General features: G+C 33.8%; 19 protein-coding genes. 16 read left to right on the top strand and 3 right to left on the bottom strand.

Going from position 1 to position 22,472, the window contains the following annotated elements; genetic code table 11:
• Positions 1-50 precede the first annotated feature (50 nt).
• The 3 genes from DDD_RS03955 to DDD_RS03945 form a co-directional block, all read right to left on the bottom strand.
• The gene (locus tag DDD_RS03955; RefSeq protein ID WP_041566917.1) at positions 51-557 is read right to left on the bottom strand and encodes a hypothetical protein; all 507 of its coding nucleotides are present in this window, start codon (positions 555-557) and stop codon (positions 51-53) included.
• A 154-nt stretch (positions 558-711) separates the two neighbouring features.
• Positions 712-1,470, bottom strand: coding sequence for a hypothetical protein (locus tag DDD_RS03950; RefSeq protein WP_015361466.1), 759 nt, complete (start codon positions 1,468-1,470; stop codon positions 712-714).
• Between the two features lie 262 nt (positions 1,471-1,732).
• Positions 1,733-2,560: an endonuclease/exonuclease/phosphatase family protein gene (locus tag DDD_RS03945; RefSeq protein WP_015361465.1), complete on the bottom strand. Its 828-nt coding sequence runs from the start codon at positions 2,558-2,560 to the stop codon at positions 1,733-1,735.
• A 218-nt stretch (positions 2,561-2,778) separates the two neighbouring features.
• Here DDD_RS03945 and DDD_RS03940 point away from each other — a divergent pair, with 218 nt between their 5' ends.
• The 16 genes from DDD_RS03940 (at position 2,779) to DDD_RS03880 (ending at position 22,387) form a co-directional block, all read left to right on the top strand.
• Positions 2,779-3,171 carry a hypothetical protein gene (locus tag DDD_RS03940; RefSeq protein WP_015361464.1) on the top strand — a complete coding sequence of 131 codons (393 nt, stop codon included), beginning with the start codon at positions 2,779-2,781 and terminating at the stop codon, positions 3,169-3,171.
• Positions 3,172-3,175: 4 nt separating this feature from the next.
• Positions 3,176-4,435: an ABC transporter permease gene (locus DDD_RS03935; protein ID WP_041566916.1), complete on the top strand. Its 1,260-nt coding sequence runs from the start codon at positions 3,176-3,178 to the stop codon at positions 4,433-4,435.
• 18 nt (positions 4,436-4,453) lie between these two features.
• Positions 4,454-4,963: a hypothetical protein gene (locus DDD_RS18235; protein ID WP_015361462.1), complete on the top strand. Its 510-nt coding sequence runs from the start codon at positions 4,454-4,456 to the stop codon at positions 4,961-4,963.
• A gap of 77 nt (positions 4,964-5,040) precedes the next feature.
• A complete protein-coding gene (locus DDD_RS18230; protein ID WP_236613395.1) occupies positions 5,041-5,391 on the top strand; it encodes a hypothetical protein in 351 nt (116 codons plus the stop codon).
• Positions 5,392-5,397: 6 nt separating this feature from the next.
• On the top strand, positions 5,398-5,763 hold the full coding sequence (locus DDD_RS03925) for a hypothetical protein (protein ID WP_015361460.1): 366 nt from the start codon (positions 5,398-5,400) through the stop codon (positions 5,761-5,763).
• Between the two features lie 136 nt (positions 5,764-5,899).
• Positions 5,900-6,406 (top strand): hypothetical protein, encoded by a 507-nt coding sequence (locus DDD_RS03920; RefSeq protein WP_015361459.1) that lies wholly within the window; start codon positions 5,900-5,902, stop codon positions 6,404-6,406.
• Positions 6,407-6,697: 291 nt separating this feature from the next.
• Entirely contained in the window at positions 6,698-6,835 is a 138-nt protein-coding gene (locus DDD_RS18100) for a hypothetical protein (RefSeq protein WP_015361457.1), read from the top strand.
• A 4-nt stretch (positions 6,836-6,839) separates the two neighbouring features.
• Positions 6,840-8,369, top strand: coding sequence for an AAA family ATPase (locus DDD_RS17205; protein ID WP_015361456.1), 1,530 nt, complete (start codon positions 6,840-6,842; stop codon positions 8,367-8,369).
• Positions 8,353-10,203 (top strand): VWA domain-containing protein, encoded by a 1,851-nt coding sequence (locus tag DDD_RS03910; RefSeq protein WP_015361455.1) that lies wholly within the window; start codon positions 8,353-8,355, stop codon positions 10,201-10,203. Before DDD_RS17205 ends, DDD_RS03910 begins: the two co-directional genes overlap by 17 nt.
• A 409-nt stretch (positions 10,204-10,612) precedes the next feature.
• Positions 10,613-10,777, top strand: a complete 165-nt coding sequence (locus DDD_RS17925) for a hypothetical protein (protein WP_015361454.1) — start codon at positions 10,613-10,615, stop codon at positions 10,775-10,777.
• 52 nt (positions 10,778-10,829) lie between these two features.
• On the top strand, positions 10,830-13,247 hold the full coding sequence (locus DDD_RS03905) for a type I restriction-modification system subunit M (protein ID WP_041566915.1): 2,418 nt from the start codon (positions 10,830-10,832) through the stop codon (positions 13,245-13,247).
• 2 nt (positions 13,248-13,249) lie between these two features.
• Complete coding sequence (gene rhuM, locus DDD_RS03900) at positions 13,250-14,242, top strand: virulence RhuM family protein (protein ID WP_015361452.1); 993 nt, start codon at positions 13,250-13,252, stop codon at positions 14,240-14,242.
• Positions 14,232-15,476 carry a restriction endonuclease subunit S gene (locus DDD_RS03895; RefSeq protein WP_015361451.1) on the top strand — a complete coding sequence of 415 codons (1,245 nt, stop codon included), beginning with the start codon at positions 14,232-14,234 and terminating at the stop codon, positions 15,474-15,476. The genes rhuM and DDD_RS03895 overlap by 11 nt, the downstream gene beginning before the upstream one ends.
• 2 nt (positions 15,477-15,478) lie before the next feature.
• Complete coding sequence (locus DDD_RS03890) at positions 15,479-17,254, top strand: DUF262 domain-containing protein (RefSeq protein ID WP_015361450.1); 1,776 nt, start codon at positions 15,479-15,481, stop codon at positions 17,252-17,254.
• On the top strand, positions 17,251-19,335 hold the full coding sequence (locus tag DDD_RS17200; RefSeq protein ID WP_015361449.1) for a DUF262 domain-containing protein: 2,085 nt from the start codon (positions 17,251-17,253) through the stop codon (positions 19,333-19,335). The genes DDD_RS03890 and DDD_RS17200 overlap by 4 nt, the downstream gene beginning before the upstream one ends.
• Positions 19,328-22,387 carry a type I restriction endonuclease subunit R gene (locus DDD_RS03880; protein ID WP_015361448.1) on the top strand — a complete coding sequence of 1,020 codons (3,060 nt, stop codon included), beginning with the start codon at positions 19,328-19,330 and terminating at the stop codon, positions 22,385-22,387. Before DDD_RS17200 ends, DDD_RS03880 begins: the two co-directional genes overlap by 8 nt.
• Positions 22,388-22,472: the final 85 nt, after the last annotated feature.

Raw genomic sequence — 22,472 nt, 5'->3', positions numbered from 1 at the left:
TTTTTAAAACTATGCAGAAAGTGACTTTTGACCAATCTAAGAGGCTTGTTTTATTGCTTAAAATCCTGTAATTCAGATATTTTACTGTCCAGTTGTTCGATAGTCATTCCAGAGTACTTATTTGAGTATCCTTGGATTAACCTATTGTCTCCTTTAACTATGACTGTCGACCCATAACCTCTGTCTTTCATTCTTGTACTGGCATAAAACATTAGAAGTCTTGTATTGCCTTCAACAATGATTTTATTAAGGAGGATACTTTCGATGTCATCATACATTTCTTCCCTAGCTGAATCGACCAAATTGGAAAAACTGTCGGATTTGTTCTTCCAATCGTAGTAGGTACTGCGGTGAATATTCACTTTTCTACATGCTTTCGATACGTTACATAAATGTCTTTTGTAAGCCTTGATGAAGTTATCCTGTTTCTCCGTTATATCGATAGCCTTAAGGTAATCTAGATAAAAACTTCTATCATCTGACACCCATATTTCTATATCAGAATAATCTAAACTAAATGAGTCTATGAGGTCAAAAATGTTTAGACCTTCATTCATTCTCCGTTGAAATATTTTCCTTGTTCTATGTTTATGCATAACTTATTACTATAGATTTATTTTACTCGTGCATTGATTTTGGATAGTTTTGAGGCTCCGTTCCTCCATTATTCTTTGCCTTAGGTAACCATAACTTACGTTCCGATTTTTTCCTTTAAGAATAACGCTTGTGTTTTAAGTGTAGATTTGACTTAATCCGATTTGCACAAATTAATTTCACGTACTTTTTACCTCTTCTAAGTCGTCCATTAAATACATATCCTTTATAGGAAATTTTCAAGCTGGAGTAATGTTCTAGTGTAATTGGTTTTCCTGTTTCTGTTTTCAGCGTTTTAATGTCTTTTTTAACTTCAATCATCCCTGATTCTATCGCAATCTTAATATAAGAGTTGGCGGTTGTTTTACTTACTCCAATACATGTTGCGATATACTGTATTGGAATTGAATAAAAATCTTTATCTCTCTTGCGATTCATACTGGCACGCTCCATATTAGTTGCCGATCGCCTATGATCAATAAATCTTTTCTTATTCCTATAAAAACTAATTACAGCTGAACAACAAAATGGTTTAAACATATTATAGTCTTCTGATTCCCATAAGGCAGAAGAATTATTGTCAAACATCATTTTTCTCTTTAACTGTCGATACCCAACTACTCGTATAGATTTCCTTTTGTTGTTTATAGTGAGCCACTTTTCTTCTATGAGCCACTTTAAACATTTTTTAATAGTCTTATGATTTAAACCTAAATCCTCTGCCCAGTCAATTTTATAGTCAAAAATTGTATTTGAGAATTTAATATGACCACTGCTGATATCTTTAAGATGAATGAATAGTTTTAGTTCATTAATCTTTCGGTTTTTCAATGCATATTGGCAGAGATCTATCGGTATACTATGTACTTTATGCACCGATGTTGATTTTTAAAGATTCAACATCATCATTGATCGGATACAATCCCTCGTCCTCAAGAATGGGTTTCAGCTTGTATAATTCCTTTAATTGATAGTATATTTGGTTCGAGAAGAGTCCAGTTCCCGCTACTAAAGTTAAAAAGCTCTTGAGAAATCAAGGGCTTTTTTTGTGACTCTTACTTAAGGGCGCGGCTCGTTTTAATTATTTAAAATCTTGATGGTGCTGGTAAACTATTACAAAGAGTCGAGACCGGTACAGTTATTTTTTATTACTCTTAAACTTTATAAAAACAGGCAAGTGATCAGAAAGCATTCTCATGGCTTCTAACCGATCACATTCTTGCACAAAGTCAATCGTGCCACATTCTATTAATTCGTTTTTAAGTGAATCATGGAGAATGTTATCTATTGCATGATTCAAGTAATTGTTGTCTTTACAGGTTCTTTTTAAGGTCGTTCTATCGCCGTCGAGGCACGCTTTATAGTCATTTTCTTTTAATGAGTTGAACGCGCTATGACCTATTGATAAATTAAAATCTCCAGCAAGAATAATATTTTCCTCTTTATGGTTGAGGATGTAATCACTTATACAGTTTACTTCTGTCTCTGGTTGCTCGCTGTGCTTTCTAAAATGATAATTGATAACAGTAAATTTATTCCCGTTTGCTTTAAACTTGATGTGAAAGGGTTCCCGATAAACACATGCTTCCAGCTCTTTAATTAGGGATCCTTTTTCAACTACTTTTACCTTACTTGTTTTCCATAGAAAAGCATATTTCTCCGTCTTGTATTTAGGACTCTTTGTGGAGTAGCTAATGGAATAATCCCATTTGCTACCTTTTCTATTCAGCTCGTCTGCCAGTCTAGCTACCGCTTGAGAACCACCATATCCTGCCACCACTTCTTGAATAGCGATGATGTCGTAATCTCTTAAGATTTCGGCAATATCTTCTATTTCTTCAGCAGACTTTGTTTTCCCAAAGTCTCTGATGTTCCAGGAAACGAGTGAGGTTTCTTTTTGGGCTATGATAAGTTGTGGTAAACTCATCATAAAGAACAGTAAAAGTAATAGGTGTTTTCTACTCATTAGTTAAAAGATAATTGGTTGGTTGAATGTTTCGCTTTCGCGAAAGCGGAATTATAAAAGCGTCTATTACTCCAGTTGAGCTAGAAGACAAATCAAGATTTGCAAAGATATTTATAACTAATTAGACCTGTGCTACGGGAAACCGTAAAGAATTTATGTAAGATAGGTTTAGGTTTGTTTTTTAGATCGATTATCAGAATAATTTAATAACCAACTTAATGATAACTAACCAATTAAAAGGTCATTTTTTACGTCTTTATCAAATTGCATTTGCAGATGATAGTTTTGATAAACTAGAATTAGAAATGTTATACAAATTTGCTAATGATAGAGGATTGACAAAAGAACAGCTAGATAGTATTCTATTAAATCCATCGATAGATACTTCTATTCCAGAATCTTTAGAAACTCGAATCGAGTATTTATATGATTTAGCTATTATGATCTGGGCAGACGGCAGAGTAGATGATGATGAATATATTACATTGACTAAATACTGTAAGAAGTTTGAATTTTTAGATGAAAACATTGAAGCTTTAGCCGATTTTCTCTTGAAGTCTGCTAAAGAAGGTGTAAGTAAAACAGAAATCATCAATAGTATAAACTCTTAAAATTATGAGTTCAATTAAAAATTTATTCAAGCTAAAAAATGAAACTGTGAAGCCAGTTCTTAAAGAGGTTGACACACAAGAGGCGAGAGAACAAATCAGAGTTACTTACTATCAATCAGGTTATGGAGATTCTACCAAGGCATTGGGAGAACCTCTCACTCTAGGAATGTCTCTAAGTGATCTCTATAATAGTTTTGAGGATTTATGTAGAAAACAGCTCAATGAACAGGAGATTTTAAAACAACCTCATAAACAGAGCCAAGAACAAGAGAAGACTAATCTTAGAAGATCAGAAACAGCATTGTCAATTTATGAGGGGCAACTTAAAGCTAAAATTGATGATATAGACAGGCATAAGTTTGAGATTATGGATGTGAAGACGAATCCTGATAAATATGGTATTGATGTAGATAAAAGGCCTAAAGCGCAGTTCTATATTGGTCTAGCACTTCTGCTCCCGATAACAATTTATCTTTTTGTATTTTATATTTCTGCGTCTTATTCATCATTTTTTAAAAACTTTGAAGACGGAAGTCTAACGGCTGCTATCTTTGATGCTGAAGCTTTAAGCAAAGCGTTAAACGATGGTGTACTGGAAGCAGTTTTTGTAGGGACAATACCATTTGTCTTTATGGGCTTGGGGTACTTAGTTCATATGTTTCAGAAAGAAAAAGGATGGAAGAGTGTTATGAAACTGATTGTACTATTTCTTCTGACTTTCCTTTTTGATGTTATTCTGGCTTATTTGATAGAGAAAAAAATATTTGATTTTAATGCACTTCCAGGAGAATCTTTTACTGCTGGTGATGCTATTCAAAGCGTTAACTTTTGGGGAATTATATTCGCAGGATTTGTAGTTTATATTATCTGGGGATTGGTTTTTGATTTTGTGATGAAAGAATATGAGAACGTAGACAAAATAAGAAATTTTATCCGTAACAAGAAAGAAGCTATTAGGAACGATGTGGAGAAGAAACATGAGCTTATTGAGCAAATAGATAAATTAAAACATGATATTTCAGAAATTGAAGGCAAAATTGCAGAGCTTCAGTCCAAAATTGACGGATTCATATTTCCTGTTAAAGAATATCTCCATTACCATTATCAATATATGAAAGGATGGTATCAAGCCATCAATTCAGAACTCAAGTTTCCTAATAAACAGTTAGATGATTTGAGAGAAAAATGTGAAATAGTAGCAAGTGATCATTTGAAGAAACTAAATGTTTCTGAGTCTGACCATCAAAATGTAGTTTATTCTTAATAATAATTTAAACCAAATATGAAAATTTATAAATGCATTAATAGGGATTGTTTTTTCTTCTCATTCATTTTAATTTCTTTTTTACTCACTAGTTGTAAGAAAGATACTGAAAATGATGATCTTGATTCTTCTCTAGCTTTAGATGAACTGTTAATTGAAAAGACTAGTACTGGGACTGAAAATCTTAATATTAGTTTTCTTCTTGACTTATCAGATAGAATTAATCCAGAAAAATATCCTAACCCCACAATGGAGTTTTATGAACGTGATGCAGCATACATAAAATCTGTATCTACTGCTTTTTATTCTCATTTGAGAGGAAAAAAGGTCCGATTAATGAATGATAAAATTCAAGTCTTCTTTGATCCTGAGCCTTTAAATCAAAGTATAAATAAAATGTCCAGTAATTTAAAATATTCTTTTACTAGAAAAACAACTACTCTAAATAAAATTGATGAAGTTCGAAAGGTTTATGATTCTATGCCAGTTGAAATATATAAACTAGCAATAGCAGTGATAAATATATAGGTTCTGATACTTGGAAATTCTTTAAAACTAAAGTTAAAGATTATTGTGTAGAAAAAGATCACCGTAACATATTAGTTGTGTTGACTGACGGCTACATCTATCATAAGGATACTAAGTTTAAAGAAGACAATAAAAGTACCTATATAACACCTCAAACGATTAGAGCAAATGGTTTAAATACTAGTAAATGGGAAGAGAAGTTTAATGATGATAATTATGGATTTATTCCTGCGACGCAAGGTCTCGATAATTTAGAAGTTTTAGTTTTAGGAATTAATCCAGATAGTAAAAATCCGTATGAAGAAGATGTTATAAGGAAATATTGGAGTGAATGGTTTGATGCTATGGGAGTTGAGAAGTATGAGATTAAAACAGCAGGTCTTCCTGCTAATATGGACAAAGTCATCAAAGATTTTATACTCAAATAAAACGCTATGAAAACTATTCTTACCACCATTACATTCTTGTTTTTATCAAGCCTGGTGTTCTCACAATCCTGTGAAGAGCAAATTGAATATTTAGAAGATAATTATTATGGCTCTACCTACAGTAGTCCATTAAGTACAGCGATATCTCAAGTTACTTTCTATGAAGCTACAATAGATTACAGCACCATATATTTTGCCGTAGTTTGTTTTAAGAGCAAATACTCTTATGGCTGTAGTGAGTACTTATATCAAGTAGGGTCTAATACAAAGTATAACTACTCTTTGAACTATCTGGATAGCGCAGGAAAAGCATTTTGGAGTTATATAGAACCTTATGGAGATAACTCGCCTTGTGCGCCAGATTTGGATTAATTCTTCTTAAAATATATTATATAAAAATTGATTACATGAAAAAATACCCAGAAAGTAAAAAGAGTAAAGTTTGTGCGAGTTGTGGAGAGAATTTTAATGATTGTGAATGTTCCACTGGTCCAATAAAGGATTAATTATGTCAAAGCAAATCATAGAAGAAGATAAAGGCAAAGTTGCTCTTTGGATCGAGCAATACATTGAAACTTTTTTAGGCGCAAACAAATCATATATCGAGGGATATGTTGCAAAATTACGTGAGCAAAATCCTAGTATATCAAATGAAAAACTTGCTAAAAAAATAAGGAATAGAAAGTCCTTTAAAAATGGATTAGTAGGCGCTGCTACAGGAATAGGAGGTTTAATTACTTTACCTATTACTGTACCAGTTGATTTAATTGCATCTTGGAAAATTCAAATAGGACTAGCTTTTGCGATTGCTCATGTTTATGGACAGACGCACAATACAGCAGATCTTAAAACTGATGTTTATTTAATACTAGCAGGGAATTCTGCAAAAGAAGCGTTAAAAACAGTAGGTGTGGTAGCTTCTAAAGAAATTACAAAAAAAAGCTATACAGAAAAAGGTTACCGTGGAAGTAATGAAAAAAATATGGAAAGTTGTTCCACAAAAAATTATTACTAAAGCTGGCGAGAAATCCTTGACTAGTTTTACCAAAATGGTTCCTTTACTAGGCGCTCCTATAGGATTTGGATTCGATTATTTCAGTACTAGAGTTGTGGGCAGTTTTGCAATTAAATACTACAGTGGTAGATAGGAACTGTATCTAAATTTATTATGGGTGTTTCTTTTTTTGAGTGTTAGGTTTCAAATAAAAACGTACAATTTCTTATATTCACAATCCCCTAAAACACTCTTTTTCCTACATCATTGGATCAGTGCGTTTTAGGGTTTTTTAATTTTTAAAATAATACCATGGCTCAAAAAAACAATAACAACAATTCAAATCAAGTAAATAAAAACAAAGGAACATCAGGTACTAATAAGGCTTATGATAAGGCGCAGGGAAATAGGGGTAAGCAGCTAAACCCTAATCAAAAAGGGAAAAAGTAGTTGCATGAGAAAACATTTTGAAGACTTATTGGGCGCCTTAAATAAAGATCTCTATGAAAGAGAGCAAGCTATACGTCTAACCTTGCTTACCGTTCTTTCAGGACAGAGTATATTTTTATTAGGAAAACCAGGAGTTGCAAAAAGTTTGATTGCTCGCAGAATTAAAGAAGTATTTAAAGACGCTACGGCATTTGAATACCTAATGAATAGATTCAGTACACCAGATGAGATTTTTGGTCCTGTGGCAATTTCTAAACTAAAGTCAGATACCTATGAAAGAGCTGTAAAAGGTTATTTACCAGATGCAGACATTGCTTTTTTAGATGAGATATGGAAAGCTGGTCCTTCCATTCAAAATACATTATTAACTATTATCAATGAAAAGCTATATCGCAATGGTAGTAAAGATATTAAAGTTCCACTCAAAGGATTAATCGCGGCAAGTAATGAGTTGCCCGATCAAGGTCAAGGGCTGGAAGCCTTATGGGATCGTTTCATTGTACGTATTTCTGTAAAAAATATTGCTGGTCAGTCTCAGTTTAGTGATTACTTGATGAATGCGCCGCAAACAGATTTTAAAATTGACCCCAAATTACAACTGTCAACGCGTGACTATGAAATGCATAGGAAAAAGGCAAGTCAAGTAAAAGTATTGATACACGTAGTAGATGTAGTATTAAAAATTAAAAACTACATCAATCTCTATAATAATGACGCTATCAACGAACACAAGATTTATGTGTCCGACAGGCGATGGAAAAAGATCATTGAAATCCTTAAAACCTCTGCTTACCTGAATGATCGTAAGGCAATAGACGCAACAGATTGTTTTTTGATACGCCACATGATTTGGGATCATCCTTCTCAAGAGAATAGAGTTCTCGATTTTGTTACAGAAGCTATTTTAAATCATGGTCTAGAAGGGCAATCTGACCTTGCAGATTGGACCAGTAAAATAGAAAGGTTCAAAACTATGGTAGTAGAAAAAACCACCTTTTTTGAAGAACTTACCAAAGAGGTATTGGTTGAAAGAGAAATAGATGATAGCACTTATATCGAGTTTGTAGCTAAAGAAAACCCTACAGATGATATAGCGATACAAAAAGAAGATTGGGATCAATTGACTACATTTTTTGAACAGTTATATTACTATGATGGAAACAGAGCATTCCGTGGAGATTTTAAGAAGTATGGTAAAAATGTTTTACACAAAAGACTTAACTCTTGGAATAATGATTTCATTTCATACAGAATTCAGATGATAAAGGAGAACGTTAAGAAAAAAACTCGTAAAAAACCCAACGACGTCATCTCTAAAAACATTCTAGAAAATCATAAATCTCTGACTAAGGAGTTTCAAAAGCTTCTAAAGTCTTCCAACATCTTAGAGAATAAGGATACGTTTGATAATCTATTTGTATCACAGCATCTTACTAGTATGCTGGATCATCCTTTATCTAAATTAAAATCTCAGACTAAAGCGCTCGAAAAACAACTCGCTCAAATTAAGGTAAATTATGACAAGCTCAAGTAAAGAACAACTGCAAGACTTTCTTGACTTTGGTGTTCTTTATAATAGAGAACAACGATCAGAAATTGTTGCGACCATAGATAAATGGCGTTTAATTTCACAAGAGAAATCAGTATTGATTGACTCTACACGATCTTTGTTACAAGAGTTTTTGAGTAATAGGGCTATTAGAAGTTTATTGAAAGAAGATGCTTCATTTAAAGATCAAATCACTGAAGAGATATTAAAGGCTTTGGAAGAATCGCCACCTGAAGAAATAGAAGATCAATTTCAGGAAGATCGAGAATTATTACAGCAGTGGAAAGATGGTAAGGAATTACGCTTTCGCGAAAGCGTAAACAATATTCCTGTATCAAAAGAGTATACAATCCATAATGAAGAAATTGCCACAAAAGACAACGACTTACAAACGTCTAGAACAGAACAAATAAAAAACTTTCAAAACGATTTAATAGCCATATGGAAAAAGCAACAGAAGCCTATTTCAAATACAGCTCTCGCTGCTCAATTAAGCAATGCAGGTATTACCACAAAGGAGGATCAACTAATCGATGATCTTAATCGGTATAGTTACACATACTTTGAAAAGTACTGGAAGCAAAATAATAGACATAAAGACTTTATTAGAGAAAAGTATAAGAAAAGACAGATAGACCTCAATAAACTAGATCAACAATTTAAAAAAATCATCGCTTTACCTCAATCTACTTCTCAAAAAGAAATTGATCGCTTAAAAAATGAACGCATCAAAAACCTAGAAGAGCAATTAGATCTAGCAGCGATGCAGGCAGAAATTGATGCCATAGATGAATGGAGAAAAGAACTGGTGCAACGATTAGAGGAGCATGTGAAGAAGATCTTAGACCTCATGAAAAAGCTCAATCCTATTCTTAAGGAAATTTTACCACCAGGTAGATTATGGGATTTATCAAATGGATTATGGCAAGAAATGGACACGGATGCCATTGAGAAATATGCCGCTTTACTAGAAGAAAATAAACATGTAAAAGAGCTGGCAGCACTTTTAGGCCGATTGAGACTGGCAGGAATTGCCGTTGAGAAAGAAGAAATGCAAGAAATGTTCTTCAGACCTGAAGATGTCATTAATCCACATGGTAAGGCTGAGGTAATGGGTATCAAAGAAAGTAATGATCTCAATTATGCATTACCAGGCGAGATGGCGCTCCTTGAAACACCAGAAACAGAAGATATATTTCTAAAGAAATTTGCCGAAAAGAAAATTCAAACCTTAGAGTTAATTGATAGAAATACCACTCAGTTTCAAGAAAACCGTACGATTACAGTAGATAAAGAAATACCGCAAGATAAAGGGCCTTTTCTTATAGCGGTAGATACTAGTGGTAGTATGCACGGTACACCAGAGTTAATGGCAAAGCTCATCGCGCTAGCCATTGCAAAAGAAGCCTCAAAGGACGATAGACCTATGACGATCATTTCATTTTCTACAAGCATTAAAACAATAGAGTTGAATACCAAAACCATGGACATCGCGCAACTAGCTAGATTTTTAGGGCATAGTTTCCATGGTGGTACGGACATCGATCCAGCATTAGAATATGCTATCGATACCATGAAATCTGATACTTATAAAAATGCTGATTTATTAATGATTACTGATGGTGTTTTCCCATCTCTAAACGAGCAGCGAATCAAAGAAGTCCAAAAACTGCAAAAGAAGAAAAACAGATTCCACTGTATGAATATAGGAGGTAGTTCTTGGGGCAGTATGGATTGGTGTGATAATCTCTGGACGGTAGATGGTAGTAGCGGTAGTTTAATGGAACTGGTCAAGGGTTTAAAAGTGATGATCAAGTAATATAGATACGAATAACGATACCATAAACATTCAAGAACATAATCACATCACCATACAAGGTAAAGATCTAGTAAGTGCTTATGCCGTATATGTAATTATCATAAGAGATGAACAGCATAAGTATATTTATATAGGTCAGACTGGTGATGCAAAACACCTATCTGCGCGAGCGTCGTTTTATCGTATTGCTGCACATTTAGGTTACTCTTCGAGTACTCAAAATCAGCTTTTTAATGGAATTGTAAATGAATTAGGATGGGATAATTATGAGCCAAGAGTAAAACGTGAAAAATTTGAAAATTGGATCTCAAATAAAACTATCGAAAATCATTCTTTTAAGCTCAATGATTTTGAATATTTAGAAGAAGTAAAAGATCGCAATCACGATAATTATGAACATCATAAATTGTTGAGAAGACAAACTTTAAAAGTAGAAACGGCTCTTATCCAAGAATTAAAAAAACGCGAGCAAGAATTAAACATGATCCTATTAAATAAAAGCAAAAAATCGATTAGTAAATATGAAGAAGGAAATCCTGTAGCACAGCAAATTTTACAAGATTTAAATTTATAACTAGCTTGCCGTTTCCCTAACTTTGAGAACTACACTACCAGAACTATAACCTATGAATAAATCATCCCACAATAAATTAGTATCCTTTATATGGTCCATTGCAGACGACTGCCTGCGTGACGTTTACGTCCGCGGTAAATACCGTGACGTAATTTTACCCATGATTGTTTTGCGACGTCTAGATGCATTATTAGAACCTACTAAAGATGCCGTGCTTGAAGAACTAGCGTTTCAACGTGATGAAGCTGGCTTTACAGAATGGGATGAAGTAGGATTGCGAGAAGCCTCTGGATATGTGTTTTATAATACCAGTACCTATACCTTACAGAAGTTAAAGGACACCGCGACTAATAGCCAGCAAATACTACAAGCAAATTTTGAAGATTACCTGAACGGTTTCAGTCCTAATGTAAAGGAAATCATTGAGAAATTTAAACTGCGCAGTCAGGTGCGCCACATGGCGACCAAAGATGTACTTCTGGATGTGTTAGAAAAGTTCACATCACCGTACATTAACGTAACGCCTTTTGAAAAAGAAGATCCAGAAGGTCGAAAACTACCAGCACTCTCTAACCTAGGAATGGGTTATGTGTTTGAAGAACTCATTAGAAAATTTAATGAGGAGAATAATGAAGAGGCTGGTGAGCACTTCACACCGCGTGAGGTAATCGACCTGATGACGCATATCATTTTTGATCCCATTAAAGATAATTTACCAGAGGTCATGACCATCTATGATCCTGCCTGTGGTAGTGGTGGAATGCTTACCGAGAGTCAAAATTTTATCAAAGATGAAGAAGGCGCCATACGTGCCACTGGTGATGTATACCTTTTTGGTAAAGAAATAAATGACGAGACCTATGCCATCTGTAAGTCAGACATGATGATTAAAGGTAACGATCCAGAGAACATAAAAGTAGGCTCTACTCTTTCTACAGATGAGTTTGCTGGAAAAACCTTTGACTTCATGCTATCTAATCCACCTTATGGAAAGTCCTGGAGCAGTGAGCAAAAATATATTAAGGATGGTAAAGACATCATCGATCCACGATTTAAAATCAGTCTTAAGAACTACTGGAATGTAGAAGAAGAGGTAGATGCCATACCACGATCTAGCGATGGGCAGTTACTATTTCTTATGGAAATGGTAGATAAAATGAAATCCCTATCTCAAAGCCCAGCTGGTACGCGCATCGCCTCAGTACATAACGGTAGTGGTTTGTTTACTGGAGATGCTGGTGGTGGCGAGAGCAACATACGTCGTTATATCATAGAAAACGACTGGCTAGAAGCCATTGTACAATTGCCTAATAACCTGTTTTATAACACAGGTATTACCACATACATCTGGATTTTGAGCAATAATAAAGCGACTGACCGTAAAGGTAAAGTACAATTGATTGATGCTGGACAGCTGTACCGCAAACTGCGCAAAAATTTAGGGAACAAGAACTGTGAATTTGCACCAGAACATGTAAAAGAAATCACGAGTGTGTATATGAGTTCGCTTTCGCGAAAGCGAACTGAAAACCAGCCTCTTGCTAGTCAAATTTTTGATAATGAAGATTTTGGCTACTATAAAGCGACAATAGAACGACCAAAACGCCTCAAAGCACAATTTACGCCAGAACGTATCGAGAGCTTGCGTTATGATCGTGTGTTACAAGAACCCATGCAATATGCATTTGAAACCTATGGAGAACGTATATACACCAACACTAAACAACACGCCGCCGAATTACTAGAATGGTGCGAGAAAAACGAGTTGAACCTATCGGCTGCAAATAAAACTAAACTAACCAAGCCTGCTACCTGGCAAAAGCATTTAAACCAATTAAAATGTGCGCTAGCGCTATCTAATGTTATAGGAGATAAAGAATACCGCGATTTTAATATTTTTAAAAAGGATGTGGATGATGAAGTGAAAGCACAAAAACTAAGTATAAGCGCCAGCGATAAAAAAGCCATTCTAAATGCGGTAAGTTGGTATGATGCTACCGCTGAAAAAGTCATCAAAAAAGTAGAAAAACTCTCAGGTGACAAACTAAAAAAACTCTTAGCACATTTAGATTGCAAAGAAGAAGATCTAGCAGATTTTGGTTACTATGCTCATGATCATCCCGATGTCACGCTGAGCCTGTCGAAGCGCTTCTCAAATTCAAAAGCTTTAGGAATAATAACACCCAAAAAAGGAGAATACATCACCTACGAGACCGAAAGCGACCTGCGCGATACAGAAAATGTACCTTTAAAAGACAATATACACCACTATTTCAAAAAAGAAGTACAACCACACGTAGCAGAAGCCTGGATCAACCTAGACGCGACTAAAATAGGTTATGAGATCAGCTTTAATAAATACTTTTATGAGCACACACCACTGCGTGATATAGAAGAAGTAACTGTTGATATTTTAGAACTAGAAAAACAAAGCGATGGTCTCATTGCAGAGATTTTAAACCTAGTCTAGTTATGGAATCACAAATCATCATATACCAGACTGAAGATGGACAGACTAAGATCCAGACACGATTAGAAAATGAAACCGTCTGGTTGTCTCAAGAACAAATGAGTGTGCTTTTTGATAGGGAACGCAGTGTGATCACTAAGCATATAGGGAAGATTTTTAAAGAAGGAGAACTACAAGAAAAAAGCAATGTGCAACATTTGCACATTAGTGGTTCAGACAGGCCTGTTAAATTTTACAACCTGGACGTGATCATCTCAGTAGGTTATCGTGTAAAGTCGTTGCGTGGCACTCAGTTTAGGATTTGGGCAACACAGCGGTTGCGAGAATATATTGTAAAAGGATTTACACTTAATGATGATTTGTTAAAAGAAGCTGGTGGTGGTAATTATTTTGAGGAGCTACTGGAACGCATACGTGATATACGAGCCTCAGAAAAAGTGTTTTGGCGCAAAGTACTGGACATTTATGCGACCAGTGTGGATTATGATCCTAAAGCAAAAACCTCGCAACGCTTCTTTAAAACCATACAGAATAAAATGCACTGGGCAGCACATGGACAGACTGCGGCAGAGGTTATTTATAACCGCATCGATGCCGCAAAACCCTATTTAGGTTTGACGAGTTTTAAAGGAGAACAACCTACTAAGAAAGAAACTACCATTGCAAAGAATTACCTCAATGAGCAAGAAATGAACGTGCTTAACCGTATGGTAACCGCTTATTTAGAGCTAGCAGAATTACAGGCACTTAATCGTAAACCCATGTACATGAAAGACTGGTTGCAAAGAGCTGACGACTTTATACAAATGACCGGTAACGATATCCTGACGCATGCAGGAACCGTAAGTCATAAAAAGGCACTAGAAAAAGCTACTGAAAACTATAACAGCTATAAAGAACAGATCAAGAACGAACTCTCTAAAGTAGAAAAAGACTTTATAAAACATTTAGAAATCACTAATAAACAGCTAAAAAAGAAGAAGGATGGAAAGTAAAACGGCTGTAAAAAATATAGAGCGTTATGCGAGCTATAAAGATAGTGGCGTGGAATGGTTGGGTGAAATTCCTGAGAATTGGCAGGTGAAACCTGGTCTTACAATATTAAATGAAAGCAAAGAAAAAAATATAGGTTTTATTCAAAAAACAGTACTTTCATTAAGCTATGGAAATGTTATAGTGAAACCAAAAGAAAAACTAACAGGTTTAGTTCCTGAATCCTTTGAAACTTATCAATTAGTTAAACCTGGAGATATAATTATTAGGCCAACAGATTTACAGAATGATAAGACAAGTTTAAGGACTGGTTTAGCAAAAGATCATGGAATTATTACTAGTGCTTATATTAACTTAAGAGTTAAGGAAAAGTATTCTAACTCGTTTTATCATTATTATTTACATACAATTGATATAAATAAAGTCATTTATGGTTTAGGTTCTGGACTAAGACAGAATATAAGTTTTTGGGATTTTAAAAGATTTCCGTTTCCATTTCCACCACTTCCAGAACAAACCGCCATCGCTCAATTTTTAGACGATAAAACCAGTAAAATAGAGGATGCTATTGCCATTAAAGAGCAACAAATCAGTTTGCTTAAAGAGCGCAAGCAAATTTTAATACACCAAGCGGTGACTCGTGGACTAGATAATAGTGTGACCTTGAAAAACGCTGGTGTGGAGTGGATTGGGGAGATTCCGGAGCATTGGGAAGTGAAGGCATTAAAGTTTATTTCTAACCTTCAAAGTGGAGAGTTTATATCTTCTGATGATTTTAAAGAAGAAGGGTATCCTGTTTATGGTGGAAACGGATTTAGAGCATATTGTGAAAATTACACTAACGATGGTTTATATGCTTTAATTGGTCGGCAAGGCGCATTATGTGGAAATGTAAATTATGCAGATGGAAAATTTTATGCTACAGAGCACGCAGTTGTTGTCTATCCAATAAATAACGAAGATACGTTATGGTTGGGAGAAACAATAAAAGTAGCGGATTTCAATCGCCTATCACAATCAGCAGCACAACCAGGAATAGCCGTAGGAGTAATTAAGAACGAAAGGTTTCCTTATCCACCACTTTCAGAACAAAAAGAAATTTCAGCTTATATAGAAACCGCTTCAGAAAAAATAGAAACGGCTATAGCTTTAAAGCAGCAAGAGATCGAGAAGTTAACCGAGTATAAGAGTAGTTTGATTAATGGGGTTGTTACTGGGAAGGTTAGGGTTTGTTAGGTATGAAAGAGTTAATTTTTAGCATAGAACATATTTTTAATAGCCATAACCAAAATGGGTGCTTAACGCAATACGATTGTAGTTATTATCATATTGCAGCTTACCAACGTGGTTACAAATGGGCATCGACTAAAAATGGTGCAGTAAGTATTTTATTAAATGATTTATGGAATGCTTTTATAAGCTACGAAAATCAAGAAAGTAAAGAGTATTATTTACAATACATTACCGTTAAAAAAATAGCACTAAAAAATACAAGTTGTTTAGAGGTTATAGACGGTCAACAGCGTCTAACCACCTTGTCTATCATTTTAGCCGTTTTATCTGCACAATTAGAGTTGGAAAATATCTCTTTTAACAAATTAGATTATGCCATAAGAGATAATATTTTTACCAATCATGTGTATCCAACAGAAGCGTTAAACGCAGTTTTAGTCACCACTTGGAAAGATTTTAGTGCAGACGAAAGCTTAAATAAGCAAGATGTCTTTTATATATTTTCTGCCCTTCAAAAATCGGCTACGTTTTTTAAAGGAAAAAAAGACTTGGGTTTGTTTTATAATTACTTAATCAACAATGTAAAACTGATTGTAAACTCAATAGAATCTCATATAGAAAGTGAAACCGTTTTTAAAAACTTAAATAGTAATAAAGTTCCGCTGACTGAAGCAGAGTTAATTAAAGGTTTATTAATCACAAAAATTGGTAGAAAACATAAATATAGTTTTAAACAAGTAATGGAAATTAGAGCCAATGTGGGTAAACATTGGGACGAGTTGGCAACCTGGGCAAACAAAGAGGATATTAAAGGTTTTTATTTCAATAACAAAAATAATGCAATGCAAGAGTTGTTAAAGCTGGTTGCCTATGCTTTAGAAAACGAAACATTATCTATAAACAAAAGTGCAAGTGCCAAAGATTTCCCGTTGTTTAATTTTTTCTTGGAGCATAACAATTATGTACAAACCTTTGATAAACTTAAAGCGGTTAAAAACAAGCTAGACGATTGGTTTTACCATACTCAAATTTACAACCTAATTGGGTATTGCAGATTTGCAAAAAACAGTAACAAAAATAACTTGACTTTTTTAAACGATTTATTAAAAATAGATACTAAAACAGATTTAATACATAAATTAGAAACAGACAAAGAAGAATTTTTAAAAGACCTAGATGTAAGCGATTTGTCATACGAAGAAACACCAGATAGTTTACACCACATATTACTAGCATTAAATGTATTTATAGAAGGTCAAGAAAATATACGATTCAATTTCTATGAGTTTGACAAACAAAAATGGTCTCTGGAACATATTTTTCCGCAAACACCAGAAGGCAAAAAAAATGTTTTAAAGCAAAAACACAAAGATGCCATATATAACATTTTAGGTGAAACCATTACACAAGAGGTTAAAGATGTCTTAGAACTAGAAACAAGAGAAGATACCCAAAAGCAAGTATATTATAGAGCACTAAAAGAGCATCCTGCTTTAAATGGTATTGGCAATATGTGCTTGTTATCAGGAAAGGACAATGCGTCTAATGGTAACAAATTTTTTGATGAAAAAAGAGATAATATCCTAAAGCGTATTCAAATAGGTAGTTTTGTACCTAAACACACTTTTGATGTGTTTAGTAAAATGTTTAAAAATGCAGATACAAGTCGAATGAGTCTTTGGTCTATTGACGATATTGAAGCTCATAAAATTCATATAAAAACTACCTTAGGTCTAAAAGAATCCGTAAATAATTTTAACGCTAAAACTGTAGAAAAATGAAAGCAGGAAAATACAGCGTAAAAGAACTGTTTGTGAATAGGTATGTTCAACAAATTATAATTCCAGAAATACAACGCGATTATGTTTGGGCAGAAGAACAGGTTATAGGTTTGCTAAATTCAATAAAAAAAGATTTTGAATCGTTCTTAACCGTTCAAGTTCCTAGAATTGAAACTATAGATAATGACTTAGAAACCGCATTTGAAAGCTTTTATAAAAAGAGAAACAATGGTTCTAATATTGGTTTTATTTATGCTTATAATGACGACCAATATTCAGGGAACTACTTTTTAATTGATGGGCAACAGCGCATTACCACTATTTTTTTAATGTTGTTAGTATTGGCGTCAAAAAATGAAAGCCTAAATGAAAAATTCAAGAAAACATATTTAACGGATGGATTTTTAAAACTAGATTACAAGGTAAGAGAATCGGCACATCATTTTTTGCAACAATTTACTGCATTAGCATTAAGCAGTAATACAGATTTCACCAACCAAAACTGGTATTACAGTAACAAATATGATTCTGATACTACCATAAAAAGTTTAATAGAGAACTTTCAAAGTATTCAGGAATATTATGAAAATAACTTACCAAACAATTTAGAAGCTTTTTATAAGTACATAGAAGAATATGTAGAGTTCTGGTATTTTGATACCAATATAAGCGAGCAAGGTGAGGAACTTTATATTTATATGAATGCTCGTGGAGAGCAAATGCAAGCCAATGAAAATATAAAAGCAGACTTATTAAGTAAGTTAGATACAACAGAAGAAAAAAATAAATACGGTAAACTCTGGGAAGATTGGCAAGATTATTTTTGGGTAAATAAAGATGATAATGAAAATGCCGATAAAGGATTTAATACATTTTTAAGTTGGTGTCAGTTATTAAAATCTATTGAAAATAGATATCAAAATAATAACGAATTAACTACGGATGAAATTGAAAATTTTGCAGATATTATTCGAGGAAAACAATCTATAAACATCAAGCAAACTAACGTTGAAATTTTTGATATTGAAAAGTATTTTAAAACCGTTGTTTTTTATTTTGATGAGTATTTTAAAGAAACACAGTTTAAAACAATTTATATAAACTTAATTAACAAAAAATGGTTGTCAGGTAATCTTTCTCAAATAGACCATTTTAGATTGTTACCTTTTTTATATTTCATTAAAAAACATTGTATATATGATAAGCAATCTTTTGATGTTATAGATTTAATAAGGTTAAACAGATTGCTATATAATCTTCGTTTAGACGAAACTATTGGTAAAACAGCTGCAACACAATCCATATATAGTATTAAGTTTTTAAATGAATTAAGTGTAGATTTTAAGTTTGATGATATCTTGAGTTTTGAAAATGAATACAAGTCTATTTTTAATGCAGAAGAAGTATTAAAGTTATCTGTTGTTCAAACTTCAAAAGATAAGGACGAGAAGGAGCAAATAAGAACAGCTTTTGGCATAGCTGAAGACCATCATTTATTACGAGGTAAAATAGCGCATTTAATTTATATAACAAGAGAAATAAATGCGCACAAATTTAATATTTCAGTTTTTGAAAAGTTATGGTCAAAATATGCTGGATTTTTAGAAAACGAGAATTCTATTAAATCAGAGTTAATACCTTATAACTCATTTATTCAACTAGGTAATAGAATAAAAATATATGATGACTGGTTCAAAAGAGAGCATATATTAAATATGCTTAAAGAATTTTATGCTTATAATGGTGCGTATGCAAGTTTTATAGCTAATAAACAGCAAGCATTTTTATCTAATTATAAAAATTTAACGGAATTAAAAGAGGAAGAAATGCCTAAAGAACAACTCTATATTTATTATTTATTGAGTTTAAAACTCAATTATAATTGGGATTGGAGTAAAGGAAAAAATATAGGAGTTTATTACGGAGAAAAAGAATTGAACTCAATTTTTAATAGAAAATTATATTTTCAACATTACAATACACAGTGGCACGATAATGAATTGCGAATAGTTGATATTCAAAAAAATGAAATTAAAGATGCTGATTTTGAAACATTACTAAAACAATTACAAAATGCATAGCCAAACCAACGAACAAGCTCTAGAAGCAGCCATAGAAAAACACCTCACTGGAACTAACCTAGAAGAGATCAAAGCAAGTGGTGAATCAGTAGACGGTTTTCGCGAAAGCGGTGAAATCTATAGAACTGGTAAAGGCTATTACATAGGACAAGCCAGTAATTTTAATGCACAGTTTGCCATAGATGAGCAGTTCTTTTGGGATTTTTTAGAAAGTACTCAAAAGGAAGAACTAGAAAAGCTACAAAAGCAAGGCGATTGGAAATTAAAAATTCTAAACCGTTATGATCGTTTGGTGAAAAAGTATGGTATTCTGTATCTGCTTAAAAAGGGTTTACAAGTAGATGATGCTCATTTTACGCTGTTTTATCAATTGCCGCTAGCGAGTAGCAGCCAGCAAGTAAAAGATAATTTTGCTAAAAATCGTTTTAGTGAGACCAGACAATTGCGTTACAGTATAGACAATCCACGTGAAGAAATAGACATGGTCTTGTTTATAAATGGTCTTCCTGTGGTAACTATGGAGCTTAAAAATGCATGGACAGGTCAAAACGCTAGAGTGCATGGGCAACATCAATATAAAACCCAGCGCGATACTAAACAGCCCTTATTACAATTTGCACGTTGTGTGGTTCATTTTGCAGTAGACACAGACGAAGCCTATATGACGACTAAATTAAATGGTAAAAACACTTTTTTCTTACCATTTAATAAAGGTAATAAACATGGTAAGGGCAACCCAGAATTACCTACTGGTGCCATAGGACATCGCACGCAATATCTATGGGAAGAAGTGTTTACTAGAGAAAGTCTCGCAAATATCATTCAGCATTTTGTGCGATTAGATGGTAAAAAGAAAGATCCTTTACAAAGTAAGACTTTGTTTTTCCCGCGTTACCACCAGATGGATGTGGTACGTAAAATTATTGAAGATGCTAGTAATAAAGGTGTAGGACAAACGTATTTAGTACAACATTCTGCTGGTTCTGGAAAATCCAATTCCATTACATGGGCAGCATATCAATTAATAGAAACCTATCCAGTAAATAGTAACGTACCAGGCATTACAGATGTAGAACGACCATTGTTTGATTCGGTTATTGTAGTTACAGATAGACGACTATTAGACAAGCAAATAAGAGATAACATCGCAGATTTTTCTGAAGTTAAAAATATCATTGCTCCAGCATATTCCTCTGCAGAGTTAAGATCAAGTCTAGAGCAAGGCAAAAAGATTATCATCACTACAATTCAAAAATTTCCATTTATCATAGATGGAATAGCAGATTTAAGTGACAAAAGATTTGCAGTAATTATTGATGAAGCACACAGTAGTCAAAGTGGTTCAGCACATGATAACATGAATAGAGCCATGGGACAGCAGTATCATGAAGACGAAGCTGTAGATGCTCAAGATAAAATTGTACAAGCCATGCAGTCGCGCAAAATGCGTGGTAATGCGAGTTATCTAGCTTTTACAGCAACACCTAAACCTATTACCCTAGAAAAGTTTGGAGTGCAACAAGACGATGGTAGTTTTAAACCGTTTCATTTATATTCTATGAAGCAGGCTATTGAAGAAGGTTTTATTTTAGACGTATTAGCCAATTACACGACTTTAAAAAGCTATTATGAAATAGAAAAGTCTATTGAGGAGAATCCGTTGTTTGATTCTACAAAAGCGCAAAAAAAATTACGTGCTTATGTAGAGCAACATCAACAAACGATCAATACCAAAGCAGAAATAATTCTAGACCATTTTATTCCTAAAATAGTCAATCAGAAAAAGCTTAAAGGTAAAGCTAAAGCGATGGTGGTTACCCAAAGCATAGAATCTGCGATACGATATTACAAAGCATTACAATCTATTTTAAAAGACAAAGGACATCCATTTAAAATTGCAATAGCCTTTTCTGGTAGTAAAGAAGTGGATGGTATAGAATACACAGAAGCAGAGATGAATGGCTTTGCCGAAAAAGATACTCGTATTAAGTTTGATGAAGATGAGTACAGAATATTAGTGGTTGCTAATAAGTATTTAACAGGTTTTGACCAACCTAAACTGTGTGCCATGTACGTAGATAAAAAGTTGCAAGGCGTACTAGCCGTGCAAGCCTTATCGCGTTTAAACAGAGCAGCAACCAAGTTAGGTAAGAAAACAGAAGATGTATTTGTATTAGATTTTTTCAATTCTTCTGCTGATATTAAAGCATCATTTGATCCTTTTTATACAGCTACTTCATTAAGTGAAGCTACAGATGTAAATGTGTTGCATGAGCTAAAAGAAGTGCTAGATGACGTAGGCGTTTATGAGTGGAATGAAGTAGAAGATTTCAATACTAAGTTTTTCAATAAAGAAGATGCCCAAGTGTTGAGTCCGATTATTGAACGTGCAGCCGAACGCTTTATTCATGAATTAGAATTAGAAGATGATGATAAAGCTGATTTTAAGATTAAAGCCAAGCAGTTTGTGAAAATCTATGGACAAATGGCATCTATCATGCCTTTTGAAATAGTTGTGTGGGAAAAATTATATTGGTTTCTAAAATTCTTGATACCTAAATTGCCTGTAAAACCAGGAGATGTTGATGGTTTAGACGAGCTATTAGAATCGGTTGATTTGTCTACTTACGGTTTAGAGCGCGTAAGATTAAATGAGAAAATTGGTTTAGAGGATTCAGACAGCACCTTAGATCCTCAAAATCCAAATCCTAGAGGAGCTCATGGATCAGACGAGGATAAGGATCCACTAGATTTAATTATCCAAAGCTTTAATGAACGCTGGTTTCAAAGTTGGGAAGTCACACCAGAAGATCAACGAGTGAAGTTTATTAGTTTAACAAAATCCATAAAGGCGCATCCAGACTTTGAATCTAAATATTTAAATAATTCTGACGAGCAAAATAAAAGTATCGCTTTTGAAAAAATCATGAACGATGTGATGTCTAAGCAACGTAAACAAGAACTAGATCTTTATAGATTATATGCAAAAGATGATGCATTTAAAATAGCGCTCTTTGACACGATGAGGCGTATGGCGAGTGTTGGGCAGTAATTATAAAAACTATCAACCGCATACAAATCAAAAAGCGCATACCTATGAAGGTACACGCTTTTATCTCCCTGACAAATGAGCAGTA

This window comes from Nonlabens dokdonensis DSW-6, from assembly GCF_000332115.1.
Classification (GTDB): domain Bacteria; phylum Bacteroidota; class Bacteroidia; order Flavobacteriales; family Flavobacteriaceae; genus Nonlabens; species Nonlabens dokdonensis.
Note: the sequence above shows the minus strand (reverse complement) of the source record. Positions and strands in the feature narration are given on the sequence as shown.